Annotated in this window: 22 protein-coding genes; 13 read left to right on the forward strand and 9 right to left on the reverse strand. The window is 73.3% G+C overall.

Annotated elements, in window-relative coordinates; all coding sequences use genetic code 11:
- Positions 1–115: 115 nt before the first annotated feature.
- The gene (locus ACH45N_RS27745; RefSeq protein WP_397399522.1) at positions 116–868 is read right to left on the reverse strand and encodes a TSUP family transporter; all 753 of its coding nucleotides are present in this window, start codon (positions 866–868) and stop codon (positions 116–118) included.
- 175 nt (positions 869–1,043) lie between these two features.
- Between ACH45N_RS27745 and ybaK the strand changes: the two genes are divergently transcribed.
- A complete protein-coding gene (gene ybaK / locus ACH45N_RS27750) occupies positions 1,044–1,550 on the forward strand; it encodes a Cys-tRNA(Pro) deacylase (RefSeq protein ID WP_397399524.1) in 507 nt (168 codons plus the stop codon).
- A 39-nt stretch (positions 1,551–1,589) separates the two neighbouring features.
- Here the strand turns inward: ybaK and ACH45N_RS27755 are convergent, their stop codons facing one another.
- Complete coding sequence (locus tag ACH45N_RS27755; RefSeq protein ID WP_377231007.1) at positions 1,590–2,003, reverse strand: YccF domain-containing protein; 414 nt, start codon at positions 2,001–2,003, stop codon at positions 1,590–1,592.
- A 241-nt stretch (positions 2,004–2,244) separates the two neighbouring features.
- Here ACH45N_RS27755 and ACH45N_RS27760 point away from each other — a divergent pair, with 241 nt between their 5' ends.
- A complete protein-coding gene (locus ACH45N_RS27760; protein WP_397399616.1) occupies positions 2,245–3,012 on the forward strand; it encodes a YggS family pyridoxal phosphate-dependent enzyme in 768 nt (255 codons plus the stop codon).
- 115 nt (positions 3,013–3,127) lie between these two features.
- On the forward strand, positions 3,128–3,667 hold the full coding sequence (locus ACH45N_RS27765; RefSeq protein ID WP_397399526.1) for a GNAT family N-acetyltransferase: 540 nt from the start codon (positions 3,128–3,130) through the stop codon (positions 3,665–3,667).
- Positions 3,668–3,722: 55 nt separating this feature from the next.
- Here ACH45N_RS27765 and murQ read toward each other — a convergent pair whose 3' ends face one another.
- From murQ to ACH45N_RS27795, 6 genes are all read right to left on the reverse strand, one after another.
- Entirely contained in the window at positions 3,723–4,682 is a 960-nt protein-coding gene (murQ, locus tag ACH45N_RS27770) for an N-acetylmuramic acid 6-phosphate etherase (protein WP_397399528.1), read from the reverse strand.
- Positions 4,679–6,685 carry a glycoside hydrolase family 3 N-terminal domain-containing protein gene (locus tag ACH45N_RS27775; RefSeq protein WP_397399530.1) on the reverse strand — a complete coding sequence of 669 codons (2,007 nt, stop codon included), beginning with the start codon at positions 6,683–6,685 and terminating at the stop codon, positions 4,679–4,681. Before ACH45N_RS27775 ends, murQ begins: the two co-directional genes overlap by 4 nt.
- The gene (locus tag ACH45N_RS27780) at positions 6,682–7,596 is read right to left on the reverse strand and encodes a carbohydrate ABC transporter permease (RefSeq protein WP_397399532.1); all 915 of its coding nucleotides are present in this window, start codon (positions 7,594–7,596) and stop codon (positions 6,682–6,684) included. The genes ACH45N_RS27775 and ACH45N_RS27780 overlap by 4 nt, the downstream gene beginning before the upstream one ends.
- Complete coding sequence (locus ACH45N_RS27785) at positions 7,593–8,516, reverse strand: carbohydrate ABC transporter permease (RefSeq protein ID WP_397399618.1); 924 nt, start codon at positions 8,514–8,516, stop codon at positions 7,593–7,595. Before ACH45N_RS27785 ends, ACH45N_RS27780 begins: the two co-directional genes overlap by 4 nt.
- 15 nt (positions 8,517–8,531) lie before the next feature.
- A complete protein-coding gene (locus ACH45N_RS27790) occupies positions 8,532–9,812 on the reverse strand; it encodes a sugar ABC transporter substrate-binding protein (protein ID WP_397399534.1) in 1,281 nt (426 codons plus the stop codon).
- 192 nt (positions 9,813–10,004) lie between these two features.
- The gene (locus ACH45N_RS27795) at positions 10,005–11,081 is read right to left on the reverse strand and encodes a biotin/lipoate A/B protein ligase family protein (protein ID WP_397399536.1); all 1,077 of its coding nucleotides are present in this window, start codon (positions 11,079–11,081) and stop codon (positions 10,005–10,007) included.
- 177 nt (positions 11,082–11,258) lie between these two features.
- Here ACH45N_RS27795 and ACH45N_RS27800 point away from each other — a divergent pair, with 177 nt between their 5' ends.
- Both ACH45N_RS27800 and ACH45N_RS27805 read left to right on the forward strand, forming a co-directional pair.
- Positions 11,259–12,398, forward strand: a complete 1,140-nt coding sequence (locus ACH45N_RS27800) for an N-acetylglucosamine kinase (RefSeq protein ID WP_397399538.1) — start codon at positions 11,259–11,261, stop codon at positions 12,396–12,398.
- Positions 12,399–12,507: 109 nt separating this feature from the next.
- A complete protein-coding gene (locus tag ACH45N_RS27805; RefSeq protein ID WP_397399540.1) occupies positions 12,508–13,425 on the forward strand; it encodes a MurR/RpiR family transcriptional regulator in 918 nt (305 codons plus the stop codon).
- Between the two features lie 85 nt (positions 13,426–13,510).
- Here the strand turns inward: ACH45N_RS27805 and cimA are convergent, their stop codons facing one another.
- Entirely contained in the window at positions 13,511–15,142 is a 1,632-nt protein-coding gene (gene cimA, locus ACH45N_RS27810) for a citramalate synthase (protein WP_397399542.1), read from the reverse strand.
- Between the two features lie 407 nt (positions 15,143–15,549).
- Here cimA and ACH45N_RS27815 point away from each other — a divergent pair, with 407 nt between their 5' ends.
- The 8 genes from ACH45N_RS27815 to ACH45N_RS27850 all read left to right on the forward strand — a co-directional run bounded on the left by ACH45N_RS27815 (position 15,550) and on the right by ACH45N_RS27850 (position 23,790).
- On the forward strand, positions 15,550–16,788 hold the full coding sequence (locus tag ACH45N_RS27815; protein WP_397399544.1) for an inositol-3-phosphate synthase: 1,239 nt from the start codon (positions 15,550–15,552) through the stop codon (positions 16,786–16,788).
- Positions 16,785–17,771 (forward strand): SCO3242 family prenyltransferase, encoded by a 987-nt coding sequence (locus ACH45N_RS27820; protein WP_397399546.1) that lies wholly within the window; start codon positions 16,785–16,787, stop codon positions 17,769–17,771. Before ACH45N_RS27815 ends, ACH45N_RS27820 begins: the two co-directional genes overlap by 4 nt.
- Positions 17,768–18,736 (forward strand): sugar phosphate isomerase/epimerase family protein, encoded by a 969-nt coding sequence (locus ACH45N_RS27825; protein ID WP_397399548.1) that lies wholly within the window; start codon positions 17,768–17,770, stop codon positions 18,734–18,736. Before ACH45N_RS27820 ends, ACH45N_RS27825 begins: the two co-directional genes overlap by 4 nt.
- Positions 18,733–19,518 carry an EboA domain-containing protein gene (locus ACH45N_RS27830; RefSeq protein ID WP_397399550.1) on the forward strand — a complete coding sequence of 262 codons (786 nt, stop codon included), beginning with the start codon at positions 18,733–18,735 and terminating at the stop codon, positions 19,516–19,518. Before ACH45N_RS27825 ends, ACH45N_RS27830 begins: the two co-directional genes overlap by 4 nt.
- Complete coding sequence (locus ACH45N_RS27835) at positions 19,515–20,399, forward strand: TatD family hydrolase (protein ID WP_397399552.1); 885 nt, start codon at positions 19,515–19,517, stop codon at positions 20,397–20,399. Before ACH45N_RS27830 ends, ACH45N_RS27835 begins: the two co-directional genes overlap by 4 nt.
- 45 nt (positions 20,400–20,444) lie before the next feature.
- Positions 20,445–21,683 carry a metabolite traffic protein EboE gene (gene eboE / locus ACH45N_RS27840; RefSeq protein WP_397399554.1) on the forward strand — a complete coding sequence of 413 codons (1,239 nt, stop codon included), beginning with the start codon at positions 20,445–20,447 and terminating at the stop codon, positions 21,681–21,683.
- Entirely contained in the window at positions 21,680–23,080 is a 1,401-nt protein-coding gene (locus tag ACH45N_RS27845) for an alkaline phosphatase family protein (RefSeq protein WP_397399556.1), read from the forward strand. Before eboE ends, ACH45N_RS27845 begins: the two co-directional genes overlap by 4 nt.
- Before the next feature lie 128 nt (positions 23,081–23,208).
- Positions 23,209–23,790: a hypothetical protein gene (locus tag ACH45N_RS27850; protein WP_397399558.1), complete on the forward strand. Its 582-nt coding sequence runs from the start codon at positions 23,209–23,211 to the stop codon at positions 23,788–23,790.
- The last annotated feature ends 91 nt before the right edge of the window (positions 23,791–23,881 follow it).

Below are 23,881 nucleotides of genomic sequence, written 5' to 3' on the forward strand. Positions count from 1 at the left end.
GCCCCCCCCGCGCCCACCCCCCTTTGCCCCTCCCCCCCCCCCCGGCCCCGGTGTTGGGGGTGCTCGTCCTGGCCCGGGGGTTCTCTCCCCCCCCCCCCACGTCCGGGGTGCGGGGTCAGAGCAGGTCCAGCAGGCCGCGGCCGAGGGTCGCGAGGCCGCCCGCATAGGCGAGCGTCACGAGCACCTTGCGCGTGGCGCTCGCCGAGACGCGCCCCACGAGCAGCTCGCCCAGCCCGACGGAGGCCAGGAGCGCGACGCCGATCGTCACCCACTCCCAGAGCGCGAAGGCGGGGAACGTGGCGTCGGCGAAGAGGAGCTTCGCCGTCATCGCGGCGACCGCGTTGGTGAGGAAGATCGGCTGCGCGGTGGCCGCGAAGTCGCGCGGGTCCCAGCGGTCGAGCACGGAGTAGACGGCGATGGGCGGGCCGCCGATCCCGGCGGCGACGCTGCCGAACCCCGCTGCCGCCCCTGTGACCAGCAGCGGCAGCCGCGCCTCGGGCGCGAAGGGCCGCTCGGCGCCGCGCAGGCGGGAGGTGACCAGCGCGAGCGTCATGGCGACCACGACGACGGCGCCCACGCCGATCTCCAGGGCGGACGCGCTCGCGTCCCGGATGACCAGGGCCGCCGGCACGCTCATCGCCACCGAGGCGCTCACCAGCCAGCCGTAGCGCCGCCAGTTCACGCGGCGGATGGTGCGCCCGAGCACGAGCAGCGCCATCACCGCGCCCACGAGGTTGACGAACAGGACCCCCTCGATCGGCCCGACGAGCAGCACGATGAACGGCCCGGCGACGAGCCCGAAGCCCATTCCCGCCACACGTTGCAGGGAGCCCCCGACGAGGATGGCGAGGACGAGGAGGGCGAGCACGCCCCCTACGCTAGCCACGTAGTTTCCGACCGGACTCCACGGGATTGGGGTCGTGGCGCGGGCAGACGTCGGGCCGGTGTGCAGGCCGGCGTACGGGCCGACGTGCAGGCCGACGACGGCGTCCGTACCGCAAAACCGTTGCGCCGGTGCCCGGCCCGCACGGCAGAATCGCGTCGTGGCCAAGAACTCGAAGTCCGCCCGCGCCAGCCACGGGACGCCCGCCGTCGTGACCCTCGAGAAGTCCGGCGTGCCGCACACGCTGCACCCCTACGAGCACGACCCGTCGAGCGAGATCGGCTACGGCCTGGAGGCCGCGCAGGCGATCGGCGTCGACGCGCCCCAGGTGTTCAAGACCCTGCTGGCCGACGTCGACGGGAAGCTCGTCGTGGGCATCGTGCCGGTGGACCGCAAGCTCGACCTCAAGGCGCTGGCCCGGGCGGCCGGCGGCAAGAAGGCGGCGATGGCCGAGCCCGCCGCGGCCGAGCGGGCCACCGGGTACGTGGTGGGCGGCATCTCGCCGCTGGGGCAGAAGACCCGTCACACCACGGTGCTGGACGAGTCCGCCGAGTCATTCGACGTCGTCTATGTGTCCGGCGGCCGGCGCGGGCTCGACGTGGGCCTCGCGCCGGCCGACCTGCTGACGCTCACGAACGGGACGACGGCCCCGATCGCCCGCGACTAGGTGCGACCAGGGGCGACCAGGTGTGACCAGGGGCTCGGCTCAGGCCGCCGCGGCCTGCTTGCGGTAGGTCGGCAGCAGCGCGTCGCTCGGGACGATCTGCTTGCCGAGCGGCATCAGCGAGACCGGGATGAGCTTGAGGTTGGCCCAGGCCATCGGGATGCCGATGATGGAGATCACCAGCGGGATCGCGGTGATGATGTGCCCCAGCGCGAGCCACCAGCCGGCGACGATCACCCAGATGACGTTGCCGATCAGGGAGAAGATGCCGGAGCGCGGGCTCTCGATGACCTCGCGCCCGAACGGCCACAGGGCGTATCCCGCGATGCGGAAGGACGCGACGCCGAACGGGATGGTGACGATGAGCAGGCAGCAGATGATCCCCGCGAGCATGTACCCGAGCCAGAGCCCGAACCCCGCGAAGATGACCCAGATGATGTTCAGCAGCGTTCTCATGGGACTCATCCTTCCGTAGAGCAGCAGGTCACGGAACCAGGCACCTCCCTGATCCGACCCTGAGCGTCCCGGCACGATCCGGGACTCCGCCGGGCCCGCACGCAGGCTCCCGTCCAGTCTGCCGACGTCCGCCTGCCCCGGCACCCCGAAATAGACTCGCCTCGTGCCCGACCAGCCCCAGCCCGCCACCCAGCCCCCGGCAGCAGAGCCTTTGGCAGCGCAGCCCACGGCAACAGAGCCTTTGGCAGCAGAGCCCCCGGCGACGCCCCCCAGCGCCCCCGGCACGGTCGCCGACCGGCTCGCGAGCGTCCGGGCCCGGATCGCCGCCGCGGCGGACGCCGCCGGGCGCCGCCCGGACGACGTGCGCCTGCTGGTCGCGACCAAGACGCAGACGGCGGACGCCGTGCTGGAGGCGCTGGCGGTCGGCGTCGACCTGATCGGCGAGAACCGGGTGCAGGAGCTCGTCGCGAAGGCGCCTGCCGTGGCCGACCGGGTGGCGGACGGCACGCTCCAGGTGCACATGATCGGCCATCTGCAGCGCAACAAGATCAACCAGGTGCTGGCCACCGCCACGGGTCTGGAGACGCTCGACTCGCTCGACCTGGCGCGCGCGATCTCGGAGCGCTGCGTGCGCGACGGCCGCACCGGCGACACGGCTCTGGACGTGATGGTGCAGGTCAACGTGACTGGCGAGGACAGCAAGTCCGGCGTCGGGCCGGACGACGCCGGGGCGCTCGCCACCGCCGTCGCCGCCCTGCCGGGTCTGCGCCTGACCGGGTTCATGACCATCGGCGCGCGCCTGGAGGGGTCGTCGGAGCAGACCGTCCGCGCGGGGTTCGCCCGGCTGCGCGCGATCCGCGACGAGGTGCTGGCGTCGGGGGCGCCGGGGACGGGTTCCGCGACGGAGCTGTCGATGGGCATGACCGGCGACCTGGAGCTCGCGATCGCCGAGGGCGCGACGATCGTGCGGGTGGGTACGGCGGTCTTCGGCCCGCGCCCGGCCCCCTGACGGGCGCCGTGACCGCCACCACTGTTTGACCCAGGTCACAGACGCGCGACCACCTCTGCGGCTAACGTCTTGGGGTCCCCCACCGACCCCGCCGACTCCTTGGAGTGATAGAGCCATGTCCACCGTCACCGTGCTGCGGCCCGCCACCGACGCCGACATCTCTCACCTGGTGAGTCTGAACAACGCCTCGATCCCCGCCGTCCCGGACACCCCGGCCGACGACATGACCGAGCTGCTCGACGCGTCGTCGCTCGCCCTGGTCGCCGTCGACCCGCAGGCACCGGCGGAGCCGCTCGGCTTCGTCGTGGCGCTCGACGGCGGCGAGGACTGGGACGGCGAGAACTACGCCTGGTTCGAGGAGCGCGGGCTGGACCACCTGTACGTCGACCGCATCGTGGTGGGCGAGGGTGCCCGCGGCCGCGGGATCGGCCAGCTCTTCTACGACGCGGTGTTCGACGCCGCCCGCACGGCGGGACACGACGTCGTCACCTGCGAGGTCAACCTGAACCCGCCGAACCCCGGCTCGATGCGCTTCCACGGCCGCCTCGGGTTCTCCGAGCGCGGGCAGCAGCTCACCAAGGGCGGGGACGTGCTGGTCGCCAAGCTCGCGGCCGACGTCCGCTCCGCGGGCCCGCGCCGCGCCGTCGCGGCCTGACCCATCGGGACCCGTGAGGTCGGCAGCCGGCTGCCGACCTCACGAGCCGATCCCGCTAGGCCGGCTCGATCCCCAGCCGCGCCAGCGCCTCACGCACCGACGGCCCGCTGAACCGCCCCGGCTCGACGGCCAGCGCCGTCAGCGCCGCCGACCGGTCGACGCCCGCCACGAGCATCACGAGGGCGGCCCGCAGGTCGCCGTCGGTCGCCGCGAGGGCGTTCGCGCACACGTCGGACTCCAGGTCCGTGGCCTGCGTGAGCAGGCGCACCAGGCGCTTGCGCAGCTTGGCGTTGGTCGCGAGCACCTCGACCATGAGGTTGGAGTAGGTCTTCCCGAGCCGCACCATGACCGCCGTCGAGAAGGTGTTCAGCACCATCTTCTGGGCGGTGCCCGCCTTCATGCGGGTGGAGCCCGTGATGGCCTCCGGCCCGGTGTTCACCAGGATCGGCACGTCGGCCTTGGGCGCCAGGGCGGCGAACGGGTTCGACGCGAGCAGCACGGTCCGCGCCCCGCGGTCGCGGCCCATGTCGAGCGCTCCCCCGACGTACGGGGTGTTGCCGCTGGCGGCGATGCCGAACACGACGTCCGCCGGCCCGACGTCGGACACGAGCGCGGCGCCGGCCTCGACGTCGTCCTCCGCGCCCTCGGCCGCCTTCTTGAAGGCGCCCAGGCCGCCCGCCAGGTGCGGCACGAACATCTCCTCGCCCACGCCGTACGTCGGCAAGAGCTCCGCGGCGTCCAGCAGGCCCATGCGGCCCGACGTGCCGGACCCGACGTAGTGCACCCGGCCGCCGGCGCGGATGCCGTCCACCGCCAGGTCGATCGCCTCCACGATGCGCGGGTGCGCCGCGCGTACCGCGGCGATGACGGCGGCGTCCTCGTCGGTGATCATGCGCACCATGTCCGCCGTGGAGACCACGTCGATGTCACGGGTGCGCGGGTTGCGCTCCTCGGTGGGTGAGACCGGGCGCGGCGCCGACTGTGCGTGCCGTTCGAATCCCGCCTCCGCGATCATCGGCGAGCCCCCTTCGTTCTGCTTGCGCTGTGCTCTTGGACTTCGTGCTCGTGCTGATCGATCTCGTACTGCTCGATCTCGTACTGCTCGATCTCGTGCTGCTCGATCTCGTGCTGCTCGATCTCGTGCTGCTCGATCTCGTGCTGCTCGATCTCGTACTGCTCGATCTCGTTCCGCGGCCCCACACCCCGCAGGCGCTGGACGGCCGCTGCCGCGTTCGCCCGACCTGTCCCGCACGCCACCACGACCGCCGGGCCACCACCGCTCAGCGTCCCGAACCAGTCGCCGACCGGTCCGGGAAGTCCCGTGTGCACCACCACCAGGTCCGGGCGCACCGCCCAGAGCCGCTCCAGCCGGCCCCGTTCGGCCGAACCCGGGACGGGTTCGCGGGTGATCACGACGAGCGGTTCGGCCGGGTGTGGCGCGCCCTCAGGAAATTCTGCGCCACGCTCGGTACCGATTCTGTCGAGATCCGCCGACACACCGTACCGGGTGAATCGGGCAATAAGCACTCCAAGTCCATCATCGTCCAGTCCGAGCCCCTTCGACAGGGGCTCGGGCAGGGTTCCGGGCAGCGGGTCGGGCGAACCTTCGGGCGGGACGCCGGACGGCGCGTCCTCCGGCGGCCACTGCCGCGCCCCCGGCCAGACCTCGGCGACCGCTGTCTGGACGTGCCGGGCCGTGCGGCCGGCCGCGTGGTCCAGCCGGAGGCGCAGGTCCACGACGTCGGGCCGGGCGTCCGGGCCGAGCGGCACGAGGTGCGCGCCCCGCACCCGCACGACGGCGTCCGCGATGCCCGCGCCCAGCTCGGCCAGGTCCGCGAGCGCCCGCCGCGCGGCGTCGGCGTCGGTGACCGCGCCGACGGCGGCCCGCCGGGCGCGGACCGCGGCGACGAGCGCGCGCGTCCGCGCCCCGGACTCCTCCAGCCGCTCCACGCTCACGCGTCCGGCGGCGACGGCCGCGCTCAGGGCCTCGTACGACTCGGTGTACAGGGCGGGGTCGAGGCCGAGGCAGAGCAGGTCCGCGCCGGCCTCGACGGCGCGGACGGCGGCCTCGCCGACCGAGCCGGTGAGCTCGCGCAGCGCGCCCATGTCGAGCGCGTCGGTCACGACCGGCCCGTCGTGCCCCAGCTCCCGCAGCAGGCGCGTCGCGGCCGGCTCGATCGACGCGGGCGCCGGGCCGACGGCGGGGAACAGCACGTGCGCGGTCATCACGGCGTCGAGCCGGGACTGGTCGCGGCGCGCCGCGTCGGGCCGCGCCAGGTCGCGGCGCGCCGGGTCGAGCCGCGCCGCGTCGGGCCGCGACACGTCGAGCCCGGGCTGCTCCGCCCCGGGCCGCCCCTCGGGGCACAGGGCCCGCGCGAACGGGACAAGGTCGCGGGCGCGGACGACGTCGAGCGGCTCGTCGACGACCGGCAGGCCCACGTGGGAGTCCACGGTGGTGGCGCCGTGCCCGGGGAAGTGCTTGCCGCACACGCCGACGCCCGCGCTGCGCACGCCCCGGGCGAACGCGATGCCGTGCCGGGCGACGCCGTCGGGCGTGGTGCCGAAGGCGCGCACGCCGATCACGGGGTTGTCGGGTTCCGAGACGACGTCGAGCACGGGGCCGAGCAACAGGTCGATGCCGGTCGCGGCGAGCACGCGGCCGAGCGCCCGGCCGGCGTCGAGCGAGATCGCGCCGCCCGGCAGCACGCCGAGCGCCGCCGCGCCGGGCAGGGACGAGCCGCGGGCGGCCTCCAGCCGCGACACGTCGCCGCCCTCCTCGTCGACGGCGACGACCAGGTCGGGCGAGATCGCGTGCAGCGCCGCGGACAGCGCGGCGGTGGTGGCGACGTCGGGCGTGTTCCGCGCGAAGTAGACGACGCCGGCCAGGCCGGCGCGGGCGGCGTCGGCCAGCCAGGCGGGCACGCCGGCGCCGTCGGGCCCGGCCGCGTTCTCGAACCCCGGCAGGAGCACGCCGTTGACGGCGCGCCGCGTCCGATCGGCCCCTGGCGTGGCGGTCACTCCTTCACGGCCCCCGCCGTCAGCCCCGAGGCGAGCCGGCGCTGGACCAGGATGAAGAAGACCATCACGGGCACGGTGATGATGGTGGAGGCGGCCATGATGGCGCCCCAGTCGTTGGAGTGGATGCCGAAGAACGAACGCAGGCCGATCGCCACCGTGTAGTTCTCGGTCGCCCCGCCGAGCATCGTCATCGCGAAGATGAACTCGTTCCACGCCGTGATGAAGCCGAAGATGCTGGTGGCGACCAGGCCAGGCGCCACCAGGGGCAGCAGCACGGACCAGAACATGCGGCCCCAGCTCGCGCCGTCGAGGTAGGCGGCCTCCTCCAGCTCGACCGGGACCGCCGCGACGAACCCACGCAGCATCCAGATCCCGAACGGCAGGGCGAGGGCGACGTAGACCACGATCAGGCCGGTCAGGGTCTCCAGGAGCTGGAGGTCGCGGACCTGCACGAACAGCGGGATGACGAGCGCCTCGAGGGGCACCATCTGCACGACGAGCACCAGCATCAGGATCTGGGTGCGCATCCGGAACCGGAAGCGGGCCACCGCGACGGACGCCAGCAGAGCGAGCGCCGAGGAGATGAGGACCGTGCCGAGCGCGACGAGCAGCGAGTTGCGCAGGAACGTGCCGAACCCGCCCTCCGTCAGCACGAACACGTAGTGGTCGAGCGTGGGCTCGGCGGGCCAGAAGCTGCTGGTGTGCCCGGCCTGCGCGTCGAGCGAGCTGTTCAGCATCCAGTAGACGGGGAACAGCGTGAACACGAGCAGCAGGGCGACGAGCACGCCCTTGCCGAGCTGCCGCAGGGGCGACCGGCGCGCGGTGCGGCGCAGCGGACGGCGGGCGGGCCGGGCGAGCGCGCCCCTGGTCGCCCGTACGTGGCCGGCCGAGCTCTGGCGGGTGGTGGTCATCGTTCCTCCTCCGCCAGGACGGTGCGCACGTAGACGGCGGTGATGACGAGCAGCAGCACGGTCAGCAGCACCGCGATCGCCGAGCCGAAGCCGTAGCGGTTCTGCCCGAACGACTCGACGTACGACCACACGCCCAGGTTGAGCACCGACCGGTTGGACCCTGCGCCGCCGGGCATCAGGTAGACCTGCGCGAACACCTTGAAGTCCCAGATGGTCGACAGGATGATCACGACGGCGAACACCTGGCGGAGCTGCGGCACGACGATCGAGAAGAACCGGCGGAACGACCCGGCGCCGTCCATCTCGGCGGCCTCCAGCATCTCCTTCGGCACGCCGAGCAGCCCCGCGAGCACCGTCACCGCGACGAACGGGAACCCGTGGTGGATCACGTTGAGCAGCACGATCGCGTAGAACGTCCACCGGTCGGTGAACCAGTTGGTCGGGTCGTCGAGCAGGCCGAGGCTCATCAGGACGTCGTTGAAGACCCCGCGGTCGGCGTCGAAGATCCACACCCACACGTACGTGCCGGTGACGGCGGGCATGGCCCAGGCGGCCATGATCGAGCTGGAGGTGACGGTGCGCCAGAAGGTGCCCAGCGAGGCGAGCAGGACGGCGACGGCCGTGCCGAACGCGACGGTGCCCACCACGGACAGCACGGCGAACCCGACGGTGTTGGGCAGCACCACCGTCCACAGCTCGGGCGTCGCCAGGATCTCCCGGAAGTTCTCCAGGCCGATCCAGTTCGGCTCACCCGTGGTGATCTCCCGCAGGCCGTAGTCCTGCAGCGAGAAGAGGAACACCCGCACCAGGGGCCACAGCAGCAGCACCGCCAGGACGGCCAGGGCGGGGGCGAGCAGCAGCCAGGGCCGCACGACGGCGGCCCTGGCCCTGCCCAGGCGCGGAACGGTGGCTGTCGCCAGGGTGTCAGCCAAGGGTCACTCGGAACCGTTCAGCAGGCCGGTCATCTCCTCGGCTGCGGCCGTGCTCGCCTCGGCGACGTCCGCGTCCCCGGAGAGGATCGACTGCATCATCGTGCTCGTGGTGGCCTTGGCCTGCACCGCGCCGTAGGTGGGTGCGGCCGGCACCGAGGCGCCGCCGTCCACGAACTGCTCGGCGAACGGCGCGACCAGCGGGTCGGTGCTCTGCAGCGTCTCGTCGAGCAGCGACACCTGGCCGGGGAAGTACCCGGACTGCTCCGCCCACTGCTGCGCGAACTCGCCGGTGGTCATCATCTCGACGAACGTCCAGGCGAGGTCCTTGTCGTCGGCCGTCTCGAAGACGCTCAGGTGGGAGCCGCCCAGCACCGACGGCGCGATGCCGCCGTCCTGGCCCGGGATCGGGACGGCGGCGAACTTGCCCTCCATGTCCGCGTTGGCCTCGACGATCGCGCCCGGCGTCCAGGAGCCCATGACCGCCATGCCCACGTCGCCCGCGGCGAAGGAGTCGAGCACGTCGGTCTCGCGCCACGTGGTGGCGCCGGCCGAGGAGTAGTCGCCCTCGGTGGCCAGCCCGGTCCAGAACCCGATGCCCTCCTGCGCCTCGGGGCTGTCGAGGCCCGAGGTCCAGGTGTCGCCGTCGAGCGTGGCGACCTCGCCGCCGGCGCCCCACACCCACGGGTAGACCGTGAACTCGGCGTCGCCGGGCACGGCGACGGCGATCTTGTCGGGGAACTCCTTCTTGAGCGCCGCCGCGGCGTCCTCGATCTCGGCCCACGTGGTGGGCGGCTCGACGCCGGCCTGCTCGAACAGCTCCGTGTTGTAGACCAGCGAGCGCACGCCGGCGTACCAGGGCATGCCGTAGAGCTGCCCGTCGTAGGTGCCCGCCTCGACCAGGCCCTCGACGAGGTCGTCGGTGACCCCGGCCGCGTCCACGTACTCGTCCAGCGGGGCGAGCGCGCCGGCGTCGGCGAACTCGGGGGTCCAGGTGGTGCCGGTCTCGGCGACGTCGGGAGTGGTCCCGCCGGCGATGGAGGTGACGAACCGGTCGTGGGCGTCGCCCCACTCGACGAACTCGACGTCGAGCGTCGCGCCGGTCTCCTCCTCGAACGCGGTCGAGACGTCGGCGAAGAAGTCCTCCGCGTCAGGGTTGGTGCCCTGCATGATCCACACGCTGAGGGTGCCGTCGCCCTCGCTGTCGCCCCCGCCGCCTCCACCACAGGCGGCCGTCGTGGCCGCGAGAAGCAGTGCTCCGGTGGCTGCCGCCACGGGTCGTCGCATCGCTCGAGTCATCCTTCGGCTTCCTTCCGCTGGTCCTGCACCGGGCGCCGCGAGAGTAGCCAAGTGGTATTTCTGAGAAATGAACTTCCCAATACGCGGCATTGCGTGGAGATTACTGACCGGGTGAAGTGCATGCTAGGGGTGTTACCAAACCGTGATTGCTCATCATGGCACGCCCCCTTTCACCCTCGACTAAGGCACGCGCGCGGTCCATTCCGGAGTGCCGAACTTCGACTCGACCAGCTTCCGGGCCAGCGCCCACTCGTCGGCCGTGACCTCGCCCGGCACGGTGCGGTACCGCTCGCGGAACGACGCCTCGAGCGCGTCGATCACCTCGGCCCGGCTGAGCCCCGTCTGCGAGCGCAGCGGGTCCACACGCTTGTTGGCGCTGCGGGTGCCCTTGTCGCTGAGCTTCTCCCGCCCGATGCGCAGCACGTCCGTCATCTTGCCGGCGTCCATGTCGTAGGCCATGGTCGCGTGGTGCAGCACGGCACCCCCGGCGAGCCGCTTCTGGGCGGCGCCGGCGATCTTGCCGGCGGGCGAGGCGATGTCGTTGAGGGGCACGTAGGTGGCGTCGATGCCGAGGCCGTGGAGGGCGCCGATGACCCAGTCGTCGAGGAACGCGTAGGACCGCTCGAAGCTCAGCCCGTCCACGAGCGAGCCCGGTACGTACAGGGAGTACGAGATGGTGTTGCCGGGCTCCATGAACATGGCGCCACCCCCGGAGATCCGCCGGATCACGCGGGCCCCGTGCCGTGCGGCACCCTCGGGGTCCACCTCGTTGCGCAGCGACTGGAACGATCCGATGATCACCGCGGACTCGTCCCACTCCCAGAACCGCAGGGTCGGCCCGCGGCGCCCGGCACCCAGCTCCTCGGTGAGCACCTGGTCGAGCGCGACGTTCAGCAGGGGCGAGACCGCGGGGGTGCGGATCACCTGGAACTCGTGGTCCTCCCAGGCCGTCGCGTGACCGAGCGCGCGGCGCGCGGCGACCGCCACGGCGTCCGCGTCGAAGCCCACGGCGGTGGCGCCGTCCAGGGCCCCGCGCACGGCCTCGGCGAGCTGCGCCTTGGAGGCATCGGCGGGCATCCCGTCGAGGGCCGCGCCCATGGCCTCCAGCGCCTCGTCGGGCTCGAGGAAGAAGTCCCCGCTCACCCTGGTGCCGGTCAGCCGGCCCGGTGGACCGGCCGCCCCGTCCACCCCGGCCCCGACGACCTCGGTCTCGACACGAACCAGCTTTCCGAGTGGAACCTTGAACTCTCCTCGCACGTGTTCACAGTAGGCGACGGTGCCTGTGGTGTCCGACGTCGGAGCGAGCCTTGGGTACGGAAGGTGCGGTCCGACGTCGGGCACGTCCGATATTTGGCGAGAAGAGGCGTCAGAACAGACCAGAATTTCCTCTTCTCTTTAGACAACCTTGCCCTGGTTTCGTGTCAGAATGACCTGGTGTCGGAACACTCACAGGGATTTGATGGAGTGGCGGTCGAGGGCTTTGATGCCTGGGTCGTCGCTCTCGACGTAGGCGGCAGTGGCTCGCGCCTGGTCGCAGAGTTCGGCAACTCCGTGAACCCCGAGCGCATCAGCCTCAGCGGCCGCGCCGTCAAGGTCAACCACCACGGCAGCGACGCCGCAGCCGTCGTCGCGTCCCTGTGCCAGTCGTTCAACGCGTGGGCCGCCCGCATGGGCCACCACGGCATGAGCGACGGCAGCACCGCGCCCGTCTCCTCCGCGGCGGTCGGCATCACCGGCCTGACCTCGCTGGTCGAGAAGCCGCTCGAGATCCACGACATCCTCGCCCGCGAGCTGCGGACCAACCGCACCGCCGTGGCGGGCGACGCACTCACCGCACACCTCGGCGCCCTGCGCGGGCGCGCCGGAGCCGTGCTGTCGGTCGGCACGGGCGCCGTGGCGTTCGGCTACGACGGCGTGAACCGCTGGCGCCGCGCGGACGGCTGGGGACACCTGCTCGGCGACCTGGGCGCAGGCGTCTGGGTCGGCGGCGAGGCGCTCCGCGCCGCGGGTCGGTACCACGACGGCGCGAGCCGTGGTGCGTCGAAGCGCCTGCTCGAGGCGGCCGTCGCCAAGTTCGGCCTCATCGAGAGCTGGCCAAACCAGTTCTACAAGAACGCGGAGCGTGCCAAGCAGCTCGCGTCGATGGCGCCCGAGGTGATGATCGCCGCGGCCGAGGGCGACGAGACGTCGATCCGGATCCTCGAGGAGGCCGGGCGGCACCTCGCCGACACGCTGGCGAGCGCGCTCGGCCGCGACATCCCACCGCTGGCCTCCACGACCGGTCGCCTGGTCCAGGAGGAGTCGCCGCTCACGGTGTCGCTCACCAAGCACCTCTCGGAGGACCGCCCCGACGTCTCGCTCGTGCCGAGCGGCGGCTCCCCGCTGGACGGCGCGCTCCACCTGGCCCGCCGGCTGCGCGAGGCGCCCCACTCCGTGACGGGGTTCCGGCCGTGGCTCACCATCCGAGTCGACGGCCACCACACCAGCCGGGACACCCCGGAGGACGTGGGCGGCACCGACATCCTCACCGCCCAGCTCTCGGCGACCGACCTGCCCGGTGACGAGCTTCAGTGAACGACGGCAGTTCATCCGCTTCGTCCTTCACTGATGTGCTGTGCCCGGATCCCCGGCACGGGTGTATGTTCACGACCCAGCCTCACCACACCATCCCGGGAGATGCGACATGACAGGTGACGTCCTCGTCCGACTCCGGCGCGCACTGCCGACGCTGCGGCCAGCGGAGGCGAGAGTCGCGCAGACGGTCCTCGACGACCCGAACACCGTCGTCGCCTCGACCATCACCGAGCTCGCCGGGCACGCGGACACGTCACAGGCCACCGTGGTGCGGTTCTGCCGCGCCGTCGGCTACGCCGGTTACCCCGAGTTCCGCATCGACCTGGCGCAGGCGACCAGCCGCCGCGAGGTCGAGATGGAGCGGTCCGGCATCGCCGAGGGCGAGATCAACCAGACCGACGACATCGAGGCCGTCGTCTCCAAGATCGCGTTCCACGAGGCACGCACCATCGAGGAGACCGCCCGCATGATCGACACCGAGGCGATCGAGCGGGTCGCCACGGCGATCTCCGAGGCCAAGCGGGTCGACGTCTACGGCGTCGGCTCGTCCAACCTCGCCGCCGCCGACCTCGCGATGAAGCTGCAGCGCATCGGCGTCTTCGTGTTCAGCTCGCCCGACCCGCACCAGCAGCTCGCGTCGTCGGCGCTGCTCGAGCCGGGCAACGTGGCCGTGGCCGTCTCGCACTCGGGTCAGACCCGCGAGACCAACCAGGCCCTGGAGATCGCCCGCAAGCGCGGCGCCCTCACGGCGGCGATCACGAACTTCCCCGACGCACCGATCGGCCTCGTGTCCGACGTCGTGCTGGCCACCACCGCCCGCGAGACGCAGTTCCGGGTGGGCGCCATGTCGAGCCGCATCGCGCAGCTCACGGTCGTGGACTACCTGTTCGTCCGCGTCGCGCAGCGCACCTACGACCGCTCGTCGATCGCCATCAAGGCGACGTACGACGCGGTGCGCGACCAGCGCCTCGACTTCGGGACCACCAAGGTGGACCGCGCGGCGGCCCCGGCCGCCCCGGTCGCCTGACCCCTGCTCCACCTCGCTGAGTGCGGGGTATCTGCGGACCAACAGCCGTTGATCCCGCAGATACCCCGCACTCAGCGCTGTCGTGTCAGGGACGCGGCTCCACGTCCGACTTGAGCAGGCCGTAGACGTACGCCTCCGTCACGGCCTCCCACGCGGCCTCGACCACGTTGGGGCCCACGCCGACCGTCGACCAGGACCGCTCGCCGTCGCTCGTGTCGATGAGCACCCGCGTGATCGCGTCGGTGCCGAGCTCGGTGTCGAGGATGCGCACCTTGAAGTCGATCAGCTCGAACCGCGCGAGCTCCGGGTAGACCCGGGACAGCGCGGTGCGCAGCGCCTGGTCCAGCGCGTTGACCGGGCCGTTCCCCTCCCCCGTCGTCACGATCCGCTCGCCGCCCGCCCGGATCTTGACGGTCGCCTCGGCCACCGCGGCGGCGTCGGGGGCGTGGACCGACGGCGGGGCGGCGCCCGCGGGGACGGTCTCCACGATCGTGCGCCACGACTCGACGGTGAAGAAGTCGGGCCGCTGCCCCAGCTCGGACAGCAGCAGCAGCTCGAACGAGGCGTCGGCCGCCTCGAAGGTGTAGCCCGCGGCCTCGTCGTCCTTCACGCGGTTCGTGACCCGGGAGAGCAGCTCGCCCTGGCCGGCCAGGTCGAAGCCCAGCTCGCGGCCCTTGAGCTCGATCGAGGCGCGGCCCGCCATGTCGGACACGAGCATGCGCATGTCGTTGCCCACCAGCGTCGGGTCGGTGTGCTGGTACATGTCCGGGTCCACCCGGATGGCGCTGGCGTGCAGGCCGCCCTTGTGGGCGAACGCGCTCGCCCCCACGTAGGGCTGCCGGGCGAACGGCGAGATGTTCGTGAGCTCGCTGATGGCGTGCGAGATCCGGGCGGCCTCCCGCAGGCCGCCGTCCGCCAGGAGGGACATGCCGCGCTTGAGCTCCAGGTTGGCCACCACCGTGACCAGGTCGGCGTTGCCGGTGCGCTCGCCGTACCCGTTCACCGTGCCCTGCACGTGGGTGGCCCCCGCCTCGACGGCGGCGAGCGAGTTGGCCACGGCGCAGCCGGTGTCGTTGTGCGCGTGCACGCCGAGCCGCTGGTCCGGCCCGACGGCGGTGCCCGCCCAGAGCTCGGCGACGATCTCGCCGACCCAGGTGGGCAGCATGCCGCCGTTGGTGTCGCACAGGGTGACCACCTCGGCGCCGGCCTCGAACGCGGTGTGGACGGCGCTGGTCGCGTACTGCGGGTCGTGCCGGTAGCCGTCGAAGAAGTGCTCGGCGTCCAGCACCACCCGGCGCCCCTCGGCGACGAGGAAGGAGACGGTGTCCGCGATCATGGCGAGGTTCTCGGCGCGGGTCGTCCGCAGGGCGCGCTCGACGTGCCGCACGTCCGACTTGGCCACGAGCGTGACCACGGGGGTGCTCGCGTCGAGCAGGGCGCGCACCTGCGGGTCGTCGCCCGCGCGGACGCCGGCCCGGCGGGTGGCGCCGAAGGCCGCGAGCACCGCGTTCTTCAGGGTGAGCTCGGTGGCGGCACGGGCGAAGAAGTCGGTGTCCTTCGGTACCGCCCCCGGCCAGCCGCCCTCGATGTAGCCCACGCCGAGCTCGTCGAGCAGCGCCGCGATCGCGAGCTTGTCGGAGACGGAGAGGTTCATGCCCTCCTGCTGTGCGCCGTCGCGCAGCGTCGTGTCGTACACCTGGAACGAGGCGGTGGTCATCGATGCTCCCAACGATGTGTCTGGCGATGTGTTCGGCGGCCAGGCTCGGAGCCGGGTCGTCGGACCAACAAAAAAAGACCCTCCGGGTGTGGAAGGTCTGCGCGTCCGGTGGGGTGTCGCCGGACGCGCTACAAAATGATGATCACCTGTCGCAGGGTGGAGCTCGGGGTGAGGCACTCAGTCATGCGGGTCATAGTGCCACAGCGCGGCGGCACGCGGAAGTGGTGTCCAGAGGCCGGGTCGACGGGACGTCGCGACGCCGTCGGGACCCCGCCTGGCGGCCGGCCCGGTAACTCCGGCCTTGTCGGAAATCTCTCTTCTCCCGACGATCTCGGAACTTTTGTTTGCCAATCGCCATAAGTGGGACTAGCGTGCTCGCGACGACGTCGTCGGAATGGGGAGCGATGATGCACCACGCCTCTGCACGCCACAATGCCTCCGAGCGGACCGGTATCTGGTTCGTCGGGGCCCGCGGCTCCGTGGCCAGCACGGCCACGGTGGGCCTCGCGGCCATCGCCGAGGGGCAGGCTCCGCCGACGGGCTGTGTCACCGCGCGGGAGCCCTTCGCCTCGGCCGGTCTCCCCGCGTTCGCCGACCTGGTGGTCGGCGGGCACGACATCTCCTCGGTCACGATGACCAAGCGCGCGGAGTGCCTGGTGGAGACCGGCATGATCGGTCCGCGGCTGTTCGCCGCCACGCACGACGCCCTGGAGCGGGCGGACGCCGAGGTGCGCCCCGGGTACGACCCGCACGCGGTCGCGGGCGGAGCCTCGGGCGGGGCCGCCGGCACCGCCGTCGGCGCGGGCCTCTCCCAGCAGGCGGTCGCCGAGCGGCTCGCCGCCGACATCACGTCGTTCCAGGAGCGGCACGACCTGGCGCGGGTCGTCGTGATCGACCTGTCCTCGACCGAGCCGCCCGTCGACGCGGCGCCCGAGCACGACGACGTCGACGCCCTGCTCACGGCCCTGGCCGACCCGGCACGCGCCGTGCTCCCCGCGTCCTCCGTCTCGGCGTACGCGGCGATCCTTGCCGGAGCCGCGTACGCCGCCTTCACGCCGTCGGCGGGCATGGGCCTGCCCGCGCTGACCCGGCTCGCCCGGGAGCGCGGCATCCCCGTGGCCGGGCAGGACGGCAAGACCGGGCAGACGTGGCTGCGCACCGTGCTGGCGCCCGCGTTCGCCGCCCGCGGGCTGAAGGTGCTCTCGTGGGCGGGCACCAACCTGCTGGGCGGCGGCGACGGCGCCACCCTCGCCGACCCCGACGCCGTGCGCAGCAAGCTCGCCAGCAAGAACCGCGGGCTGACGGCGCTGACCGGCAGCGACACCACTCCCCTGCACATCGACAACGTGCCCGACCTGGGCGACACCAAGGTCGCCTGGGACCACGTGCACGTCGAGGGCTTCCTCGGGTCGCGGCTCACGCTGCAGACCACGTGGAGCGCGCACGACTCGATGCTCGCCGCCCCGCTCGTGCTCGACCTGGCCCGGCTGCTCGCGCTCGCGCACGCCGCCGGGATCAGCGGGCCCGTGCCGGAGCTGGGCTTCTTCTTCAAGGACCCGTGGGGCTCCGACGTGCACGACGCCGCCGACCAGGCCCGCATCGTCGAGGACTGGGTGCGCGACGCCTCGGCCCGGGCCGGACGATGAGCCCCCGGCTGACGGGTGCTCGGCGGGCGGCGGGGCCGCCCGGGCTCGCCGACGTCGCCGAGCTGGTCCGGGCCCCCGCGGCCCTGAGCGTCGTGGGCGACACGCTGGCCGGGCTGGCCGCGGCGCGCGCGGGCACCTCGTCCGGCACCGCGGCCGGTACCACAGGCGGCGCACCGACGCCGCTGCGCGCCCGCCACCTCCTGCTGCCCGTCGCCTCCGCCTGCCTGTACCTGGGCGGCATGGCGCTGAACGACTACGGGGACCGGCACGTCGACGCCGTCGAGCGGCCCGAACGCCCCATCCCGTCCGGCCGGATCTCGCCGCGGGCCGCGCTCGCGATCGGCACGGCGCTCACCGCGGGCGGCGTGGCCGCCGCGGGCCTCGCGGGCGGACGCCGCGCGCTCGGCGTCGCCCTGCCGCTGGCCGCCTGCGTCTGGACCTACGACCTGGTCGCCAAGGACCGCCCGGCCGGTCCGTTCGTCATGGCGGCGTGCCGCGGGCTCGACGTGCTGCTCGGTGCCACACCCGGGCGCCTGCGGTCGGCGCTCCCGGCCGCCGCGGGGCTGACCGCGCACACGTTGGGCGTCACCCTGCTCTCGCGCGGCGAGGTGCACGGCACGACGCCGCAGGTCGCCGGGGCGGTCGCCGCCGGGACGGTCGCGGGCGCCGTCGCCGCCGCCGCGGTCCCGTTCACCGTCACGGCAACGCGCCCGGCCGTCCGCTGGACCACCGTCGCCGCCGCGGCCGCCTACGCCGCGGCCACCCTGCCCGGGCAGGTGCGCGCGGCCGCGCGGCCCACGGCCGCCAACGCCCGGTCCGCCACCCGGGCCGGGATCCAGGCGATGGTCCCGCTGCAGGCCGCCTGGGCGGCCCGCTCGGGGAGCCTGGGCACGACGGCGCTGCTGGCCGGCGTCGCCGCCGTCGGGCAGGGGCTCCGCCTGCTGGGCCGTGCCCGCGGCCGTGCCGGGGTGAGCATCACGTGAGACCTCCGTTCCTGCTGGGCTACGGCACCAACGGCTTCGGCGACCATCCCCTGCGGGCGGCCCTCGACGTGCTCGACGACGTGGGCTACGACGCCGTCGCGGTCACGCTCGGCTTTCCGCACCTCGACCCGTTCGCGGCGCTGGCCGGCGACGACGTCCGGACCCTGCGCGCCCACCTGCGGCGGATGCGCGGGGGCACCGGGGCCGCGGCGGTCGTGGAGACCGGCACCCGGTACCTGCTCGACCCGCTGCACAAGCACCGGCCCACGCTCGTGGACCGGGACGCCGCCCTGCGGATGCGGTACCTGGAGCGCGCGGTCGAGATCGCGGCAGACGTCGACGCCCGGTGCGTCTCGTTCTTCTCCGGCATCCTGCCCGACGACGCGAGCGCCGCCGACGGCTGGGCCCGCCTCCGGGAGCGCGTCGGTGCACTCGTCGAGTACGCCGGGGAGCGCGGGGTGCGGCTCTCGCTCGAACCCGAGCCGGGGATGCTCGTCGAGACGGTCGGCGACGCGCTGCGGCTCCTGAGCGACCTGGGGACGCCGCCCGAGCTGGGGATCACCGTCGACGTCGGGCACTGCCTGGTGGTCGAGCCGGACGGCGTCGAGGGCGCGCTGCGCGCCGCCGCGCCGCACCTCAGCAACGTACAGCTCGACGACATGCCGCGGACGCACCACGAGCACCGCCCGTTCGGGGAGGGCGACCTCGACCTGCCGCTCGTCCTCGCGACGCTCGCCGACATCGGCTACACGGGGGTCGCCGCCGTCGAGCTGCCCCGCCACTCCCACGACGCGCCCCGGCTCGCCCGCGACAGCCGGGCCGCCCTGATGCGGGCATGGGCGGACGTCACCGGCGCCCGCTCCCGCCGCCACACCGGCCCGACCGGCACGACCGGCACGACCGACACGACCGACACCGACTTGACCCAGACCGGCTCGACCAGCAGCGAAGGGGTTCTGTCATGACCGTCACCACATGCATACCCGCGGGTACGCCGGGCGCCACCTGGCTCGACGAGGCGCTCGCCGGGGTCGCACGCGACCCCGACAGCGTGACCCGCGCGTTCGCGTTCGCGGCCCGGAAGGTGGGGCGCGCACCACTGCACCCGGACACCGACCCGGCCGGCGTCGTGCACGGGACGGTGGACGACGCGGCGCGCGCCGCGCTCGTCGTCACGCTGGCCGACACCGTGGGCGTCGGCATGGGCGTGGGCACAGCCGTGGGCGCGGACGCCGACAAGGACTTCGCGGACCGCCTGGTGCTCCTGTACCGGCAGGGCGACGGCGCCGAGCGGCGGGGTGTGCTGCGGGGGCTGGACGCGCTCACCACCCTGGGCGACCTCGGCCCGGGCGGCGAGCCCACCCCCCTCGTGACCACCGGGCTGGAGCTCGCCGCCGACGCGCTGCGGGCGAACGACCCCAGCCTGGTCGCGGCCGCCGTCGGCCCGTTCGGGGCGCGGTACCTCGACCAGCACACGTGGCGGCACGCGATCCTCAAGCTCGTGTTCCAGGGCACGAGCCTGGCCGCCGCGAGCGGCCTGGACCGCCGGGCCGACGACGAGCTGGCCCGCATGGCCCGCGACTTCGCCGCGGAACGGCAGGCGGCGGGACGGTCCGTACCGGCCGACCTCGACCGCCTCACGGCTGCCCGCCCCGCGGGCACCCGCCCCACGAAGGCCCGCCCCACGAAGGCCCGGCCCACGGTCACGGCCACCACGGACACCCGGCTCAGCACCACGAAGGAGTGACGTTGCGCATCCTCGACCCGCACATCCACATGACGAGCCGCACCACCGACGACTACGAGGCCATGTACGCCGCGGGCGTGCGCGCCCTCGTCGAACCGGCGTTCTGGCTGGGTCAGCCCCGCACCAGCGTGGGCTCGTTCACCGACTACTTCGACTCCCTGCTGGGCTGGGAACGGTTCCGGGCCGCGCAGTTCGGCGTCCGGCACCACGCGACGATCGCGCTCAACCCCAAGGAGGCGAACGACCCGCGCTGCCGCGAGGTGCTCGCCGAGATCCCCCGCTACCTGCTCAAGGACGGCGTCGTGGCCGTGGGCGAGGTGGGCTACGACTCGATGACGCCCGAGGAGGACGAGGTGTTCGCCGCCCAGCTCCAGATGGCCGAGGAGGCGGAGCTGCCCGTCCTGGTGCACACGCCGCACCGCGACAAGCTCGCCGGGACGCGCCGTACGCTCGACGTCGTGCGCGAGTCCGGGCTGGCGCCCGAACGGGTGCTCGTGGACCACCTCAACGAGACCAACGTGGCCCTCGTGCGCGACGCCGGCGCATGGGCCGGGTTCTCGATCTACCCGGACACCAAGATGGACGAGCACCGCATGGTCGCGCTGCTCCAGGAGTACGGGACCGAGCGGATGATCGTGAACTCCGCCGCGGACTGGGGCCGCTCCGACCCGCTCAAGACCGTCCGGACCGGCGAGGCGATGCTGGCCGCCGGCTTCTCGGAGGACGACGTCGACCAGGTGCTGTGGCGCAACCCGGTCGCCTTCTACGGGCAGTCGGGCAACCTCGTGCTCGACCCCGTCCCGGGGTTCAGCGCGGGCGAGCCGCCGGCACCCGGCGTCGAGTTCGAGGGTTCGTCCGTGCTGCGCGGCGCGCGGGCCTGAGCGGACCGGACCAAGGGATGACGACAAAGGGATGACGACAAAGGGATGACCCAGATGCTGCTCTCCTACTGCACCAACGTGCACCCCGCCGAGGACCTCGACGGCGTCATCGACCAGCTCGCCCGGTACGCCGGGCCGGCGCGCGAGGCCGCCGGCCTCGACACGCTCGGCGTGGGCCTGTGGCTGCCCGCCGAGCTCGCGCACCGCCTGGACACCTCCCCGGCGGACCGCGACTGCCTGCGCGCGGCGCTCGCCGAGCACCGGCTCCAGGTGCACACCCTCAACGCCTTCCCCTACGGCGGGTTCCACCGCGAGGTGGTCAAGCTCGCGGTGTACTCCCCCACCTGGGCCGAGCGGGCCCGGCTGGACTACGTGCTCGCGTGCGCCCGGGTGCTGGCCGACCTGCTGCCCGACGGCGTCGACGGGTCGATCTCGACCCTGCCGCTGGCCTGGCGGGCGCCCTGGACGCGGGCCGACGACGACGAGGCCACCCGCGCCTTCGCCACCCTGTCCGCGGAGCTGCGTGACCTGGCCCGGCGCACCGGCCGCACCGTGCGGGTCGCGATCGAGCCCGAGCCCGGGTGCGTGCTCGACACGGTGGAGGACGTCGTCGCGTGGCTCGCCCCGCGCACCGGCCCCGAGTACCCGGCCGACCGGCGCATCGACCCCGAGCACGTCGGTGTCTGCCTGGACACCTGCCACCTGGCCGTCTCGTTCGCGGACCCGGCCGGCGCCGTCCGCCGGATCACGGACGCCGGCCTGCGGGTGGTCAAGGTGCAGGCGTCGGCGGCCCTGGAGGTCGCCGACCCGTCCGCGCCGGGCGCGCGGGACGCCGTCGGACGGTTCGTGGAGCAGCGCTACCTGCACCAGGTGCGCGAGCTCACGGCGGCGGGCGAGGTGCTGGCGTCCGACGACCTGCCCGTGGCGCTCGGGCACGAGCAGCGGCGGCCCGGCCTGCCGGGCGACGGCCCGTGGCGCGTGCACTTCCACGTGCCGCTGCACCACGAGCCCGCGGCGCCGCTGGTCGCGACCACTGACGTCCTGCGCCAGGCCGTCGCGGCGGTGTGCGAGGCGCCGCACGGCGCCGACGCGCACCTCGACGTCGAGACGTACACCTGGTCGGTGCTCCCGCCCGACACCCTGCCCGACGGCGCGGACGAGCTCGTCGCCGGGATCGCCGCCGAGCTCCGCTGGGCCGGCGAGCACCTTCTCGCGGCTCCGGTCGCCGCCGCCCCCGCCCCCGCCCCCGCCCCCGCCCCCGCCCCCGAAGGAGTGGACGCATGAAGCCCGTCCTGCTGCTCGACGTCGTCGGGCTGACCGCCCGCGCCCTGGCCCACATGCCGCGGCTGAGCCGGCTCGCGACGTCCGGCTGGCAGTCCGAGCTGGCCACCGTGCTGCCCGCGGTGACGTGCAGCGTGCAGTCGACGATGCTCACGGGGCTGATGCCGGCGCAGCACGGGATCGTCGGCAACGGCTGGTACTTCCGCGAGCTGGGCGACGTGTACCTGTGGCGGCAGCACAACAAGCTGGTCGCCGGCGAGAAGCTGTGGGAGGCGGGCCGCCGCCACGACGCCGACTACCGCGCCGACAACGTGTGCTGGTGGTACGCGATGGGCATGACCACGGACGTCACGGTCACGCCGCGGCCGATCTACCACGCCGACGGCCGCAAGTCCGCCGACGGGTACGTGCGGCCCGCGGCGCTGCACGACGAGCTGGTGGGCCGGTTCGGCGACTTCCCGCTGTTCCAGTACTGGGGCCCCACGGCGTCGATCGCCTCGACGCAGTGGATCGTCGACGTGACCCGGCACCTCCTGCGGACCCGGACGTCGCACCTGACGACGGCGTACCTGCCGCACCTCGACTACGACCTGCAGCGGTTCGGCCCGCGCTCGCCCGAGGCGGACCGCGCCGCGGCCGAGCTGGACGCCGCCCTCGCACCCCTGCTGGACGACGCCGAGGCGGCCGGCGTCACCGTCGTCGCCGTGTCGGAGTACGGCATCTCGCCGGCCAACCGGCCCGTGGACATCAACCGGGTGCTGCGCCGCGAGGGCCTCCTGGAGGTCTACGTGCAGGACGGCCGGGAGCAGCTCGACCCGTGGACGTCGCGCGCGTTCGCCGTCGCGGACCACCAGGTGGCGCACGTCTACGTGGACGACCCCGCCGACCTGGCCCGGGTCGCGAGCCTGCTGCGCGAGGTGCCCGGCGTCGACGAGGTGCTCGACCGCGAGGCGCAGGCCAAGTACGGCCTGGACCACGAGCGGGCGGGCGAGCTGGTGGTGGTGGCCGAGCCCGGCGCCTGGTTCACCTACTACTTCTGGCTCGACGACGACCGCGCACCCGAGTACGCGCGCGGCGTCGACATCCACCGCAAGCCCGGCTACGACCCCGCCGAGCTGTTCTTCAACCCGGCCGACCCGCTCGCCAAGGCCAAGGCCGGCCTCAACCTCGTGCGCAAGAAGCTCGGCCTGCGGTACGCGATGGGCACCACGCCGCTGGACGCCTCGTACGTGCGCGGCTCGCACGGCCGGCTGCCCGACTCGGCCGAGGACACGCCGCTCGTCCTGTGCTCGGACACGCGGATCCCCGAGGGGGTCTCGCACTGGGTGGAGGACGACGCGGGCCAGGTGCCGGCGTCGGCCGTGAAGAACCTGGTGCTGGACCTCCAGGGCGCGCGCTGACCCTGCGCACCCCACCCGTGTCAGACGCTCAGGTCCCCCGGGGGACCTGAGCGTCTGACATGTCCCGTGCGGCTGGGGCGAATTCGTGGTCTAGTGGACCTAGGGCTCACAAACCGGGAGGTAACGCGATGAGCGACCCGAACCGCCCCTACGACCCCGACTACGGCGAGCAGCCGCCGCCGGCCTATCCGCCGCCGGCCCAGGTGCCCGGCACACCGACCCAACCCGTAGGACAGCCGCCCGCCGACGCGCGGGTGCAACCGGTCACGACCGGTACGGAGAACCCGCGCCTCGGCCTGGAGGTGGGCCGGTACTGGGCGGGCGCCCTGGCCACGATGCTGGTGGCCGCCCTCATCGGGCTCGCCGCGAGCTTCATCCTCGAGGAGGTGCTGAACCTCGAGATCCAGCCGCAGGCCGACCTGCTCGCCACCGGCTCGGACACCATGGCCTGGGTCGTGGCAGGGGCGCTCTTCGCGCTCCTGGCCGCGATCGTGCTCTATCTGCTCGTCCTGAGCACACCGCGCCCGCGAGCGTTCTTCGGCTGGGTGGTCGCGCTCGCCACGGTGATCCTCGCCATGGTGCCGTTCGCCGGCCAGGCCGACCTCGTGCCGGCGGTCCTCGCCGCGGTCGTGTGGATCATCATCGGCTCCGCGGTCTACTCCCTGCTCACGGGGACGCTGAGCCGCACGGTGGTGCAACGCACCACCTGACCCTCGCGTCGAGTGCTGGATAGTTGAGTGCTGGGTATGTGTTGGGCCGAAGGCTCTGGCGCAGCACATACCCAGCACTCAATGGTGGGGC

The sequence above is a fragment of the Promicromonospora sp. NPDC019610 genome (genome assembly GCF_044389365.1).
Taxonomy (GTDB): domain Bacteria; phylum Actinomycetota; class Actinomycetes; order Actinomycetales; family Cellulomonadaceae; genus Promicromonospora.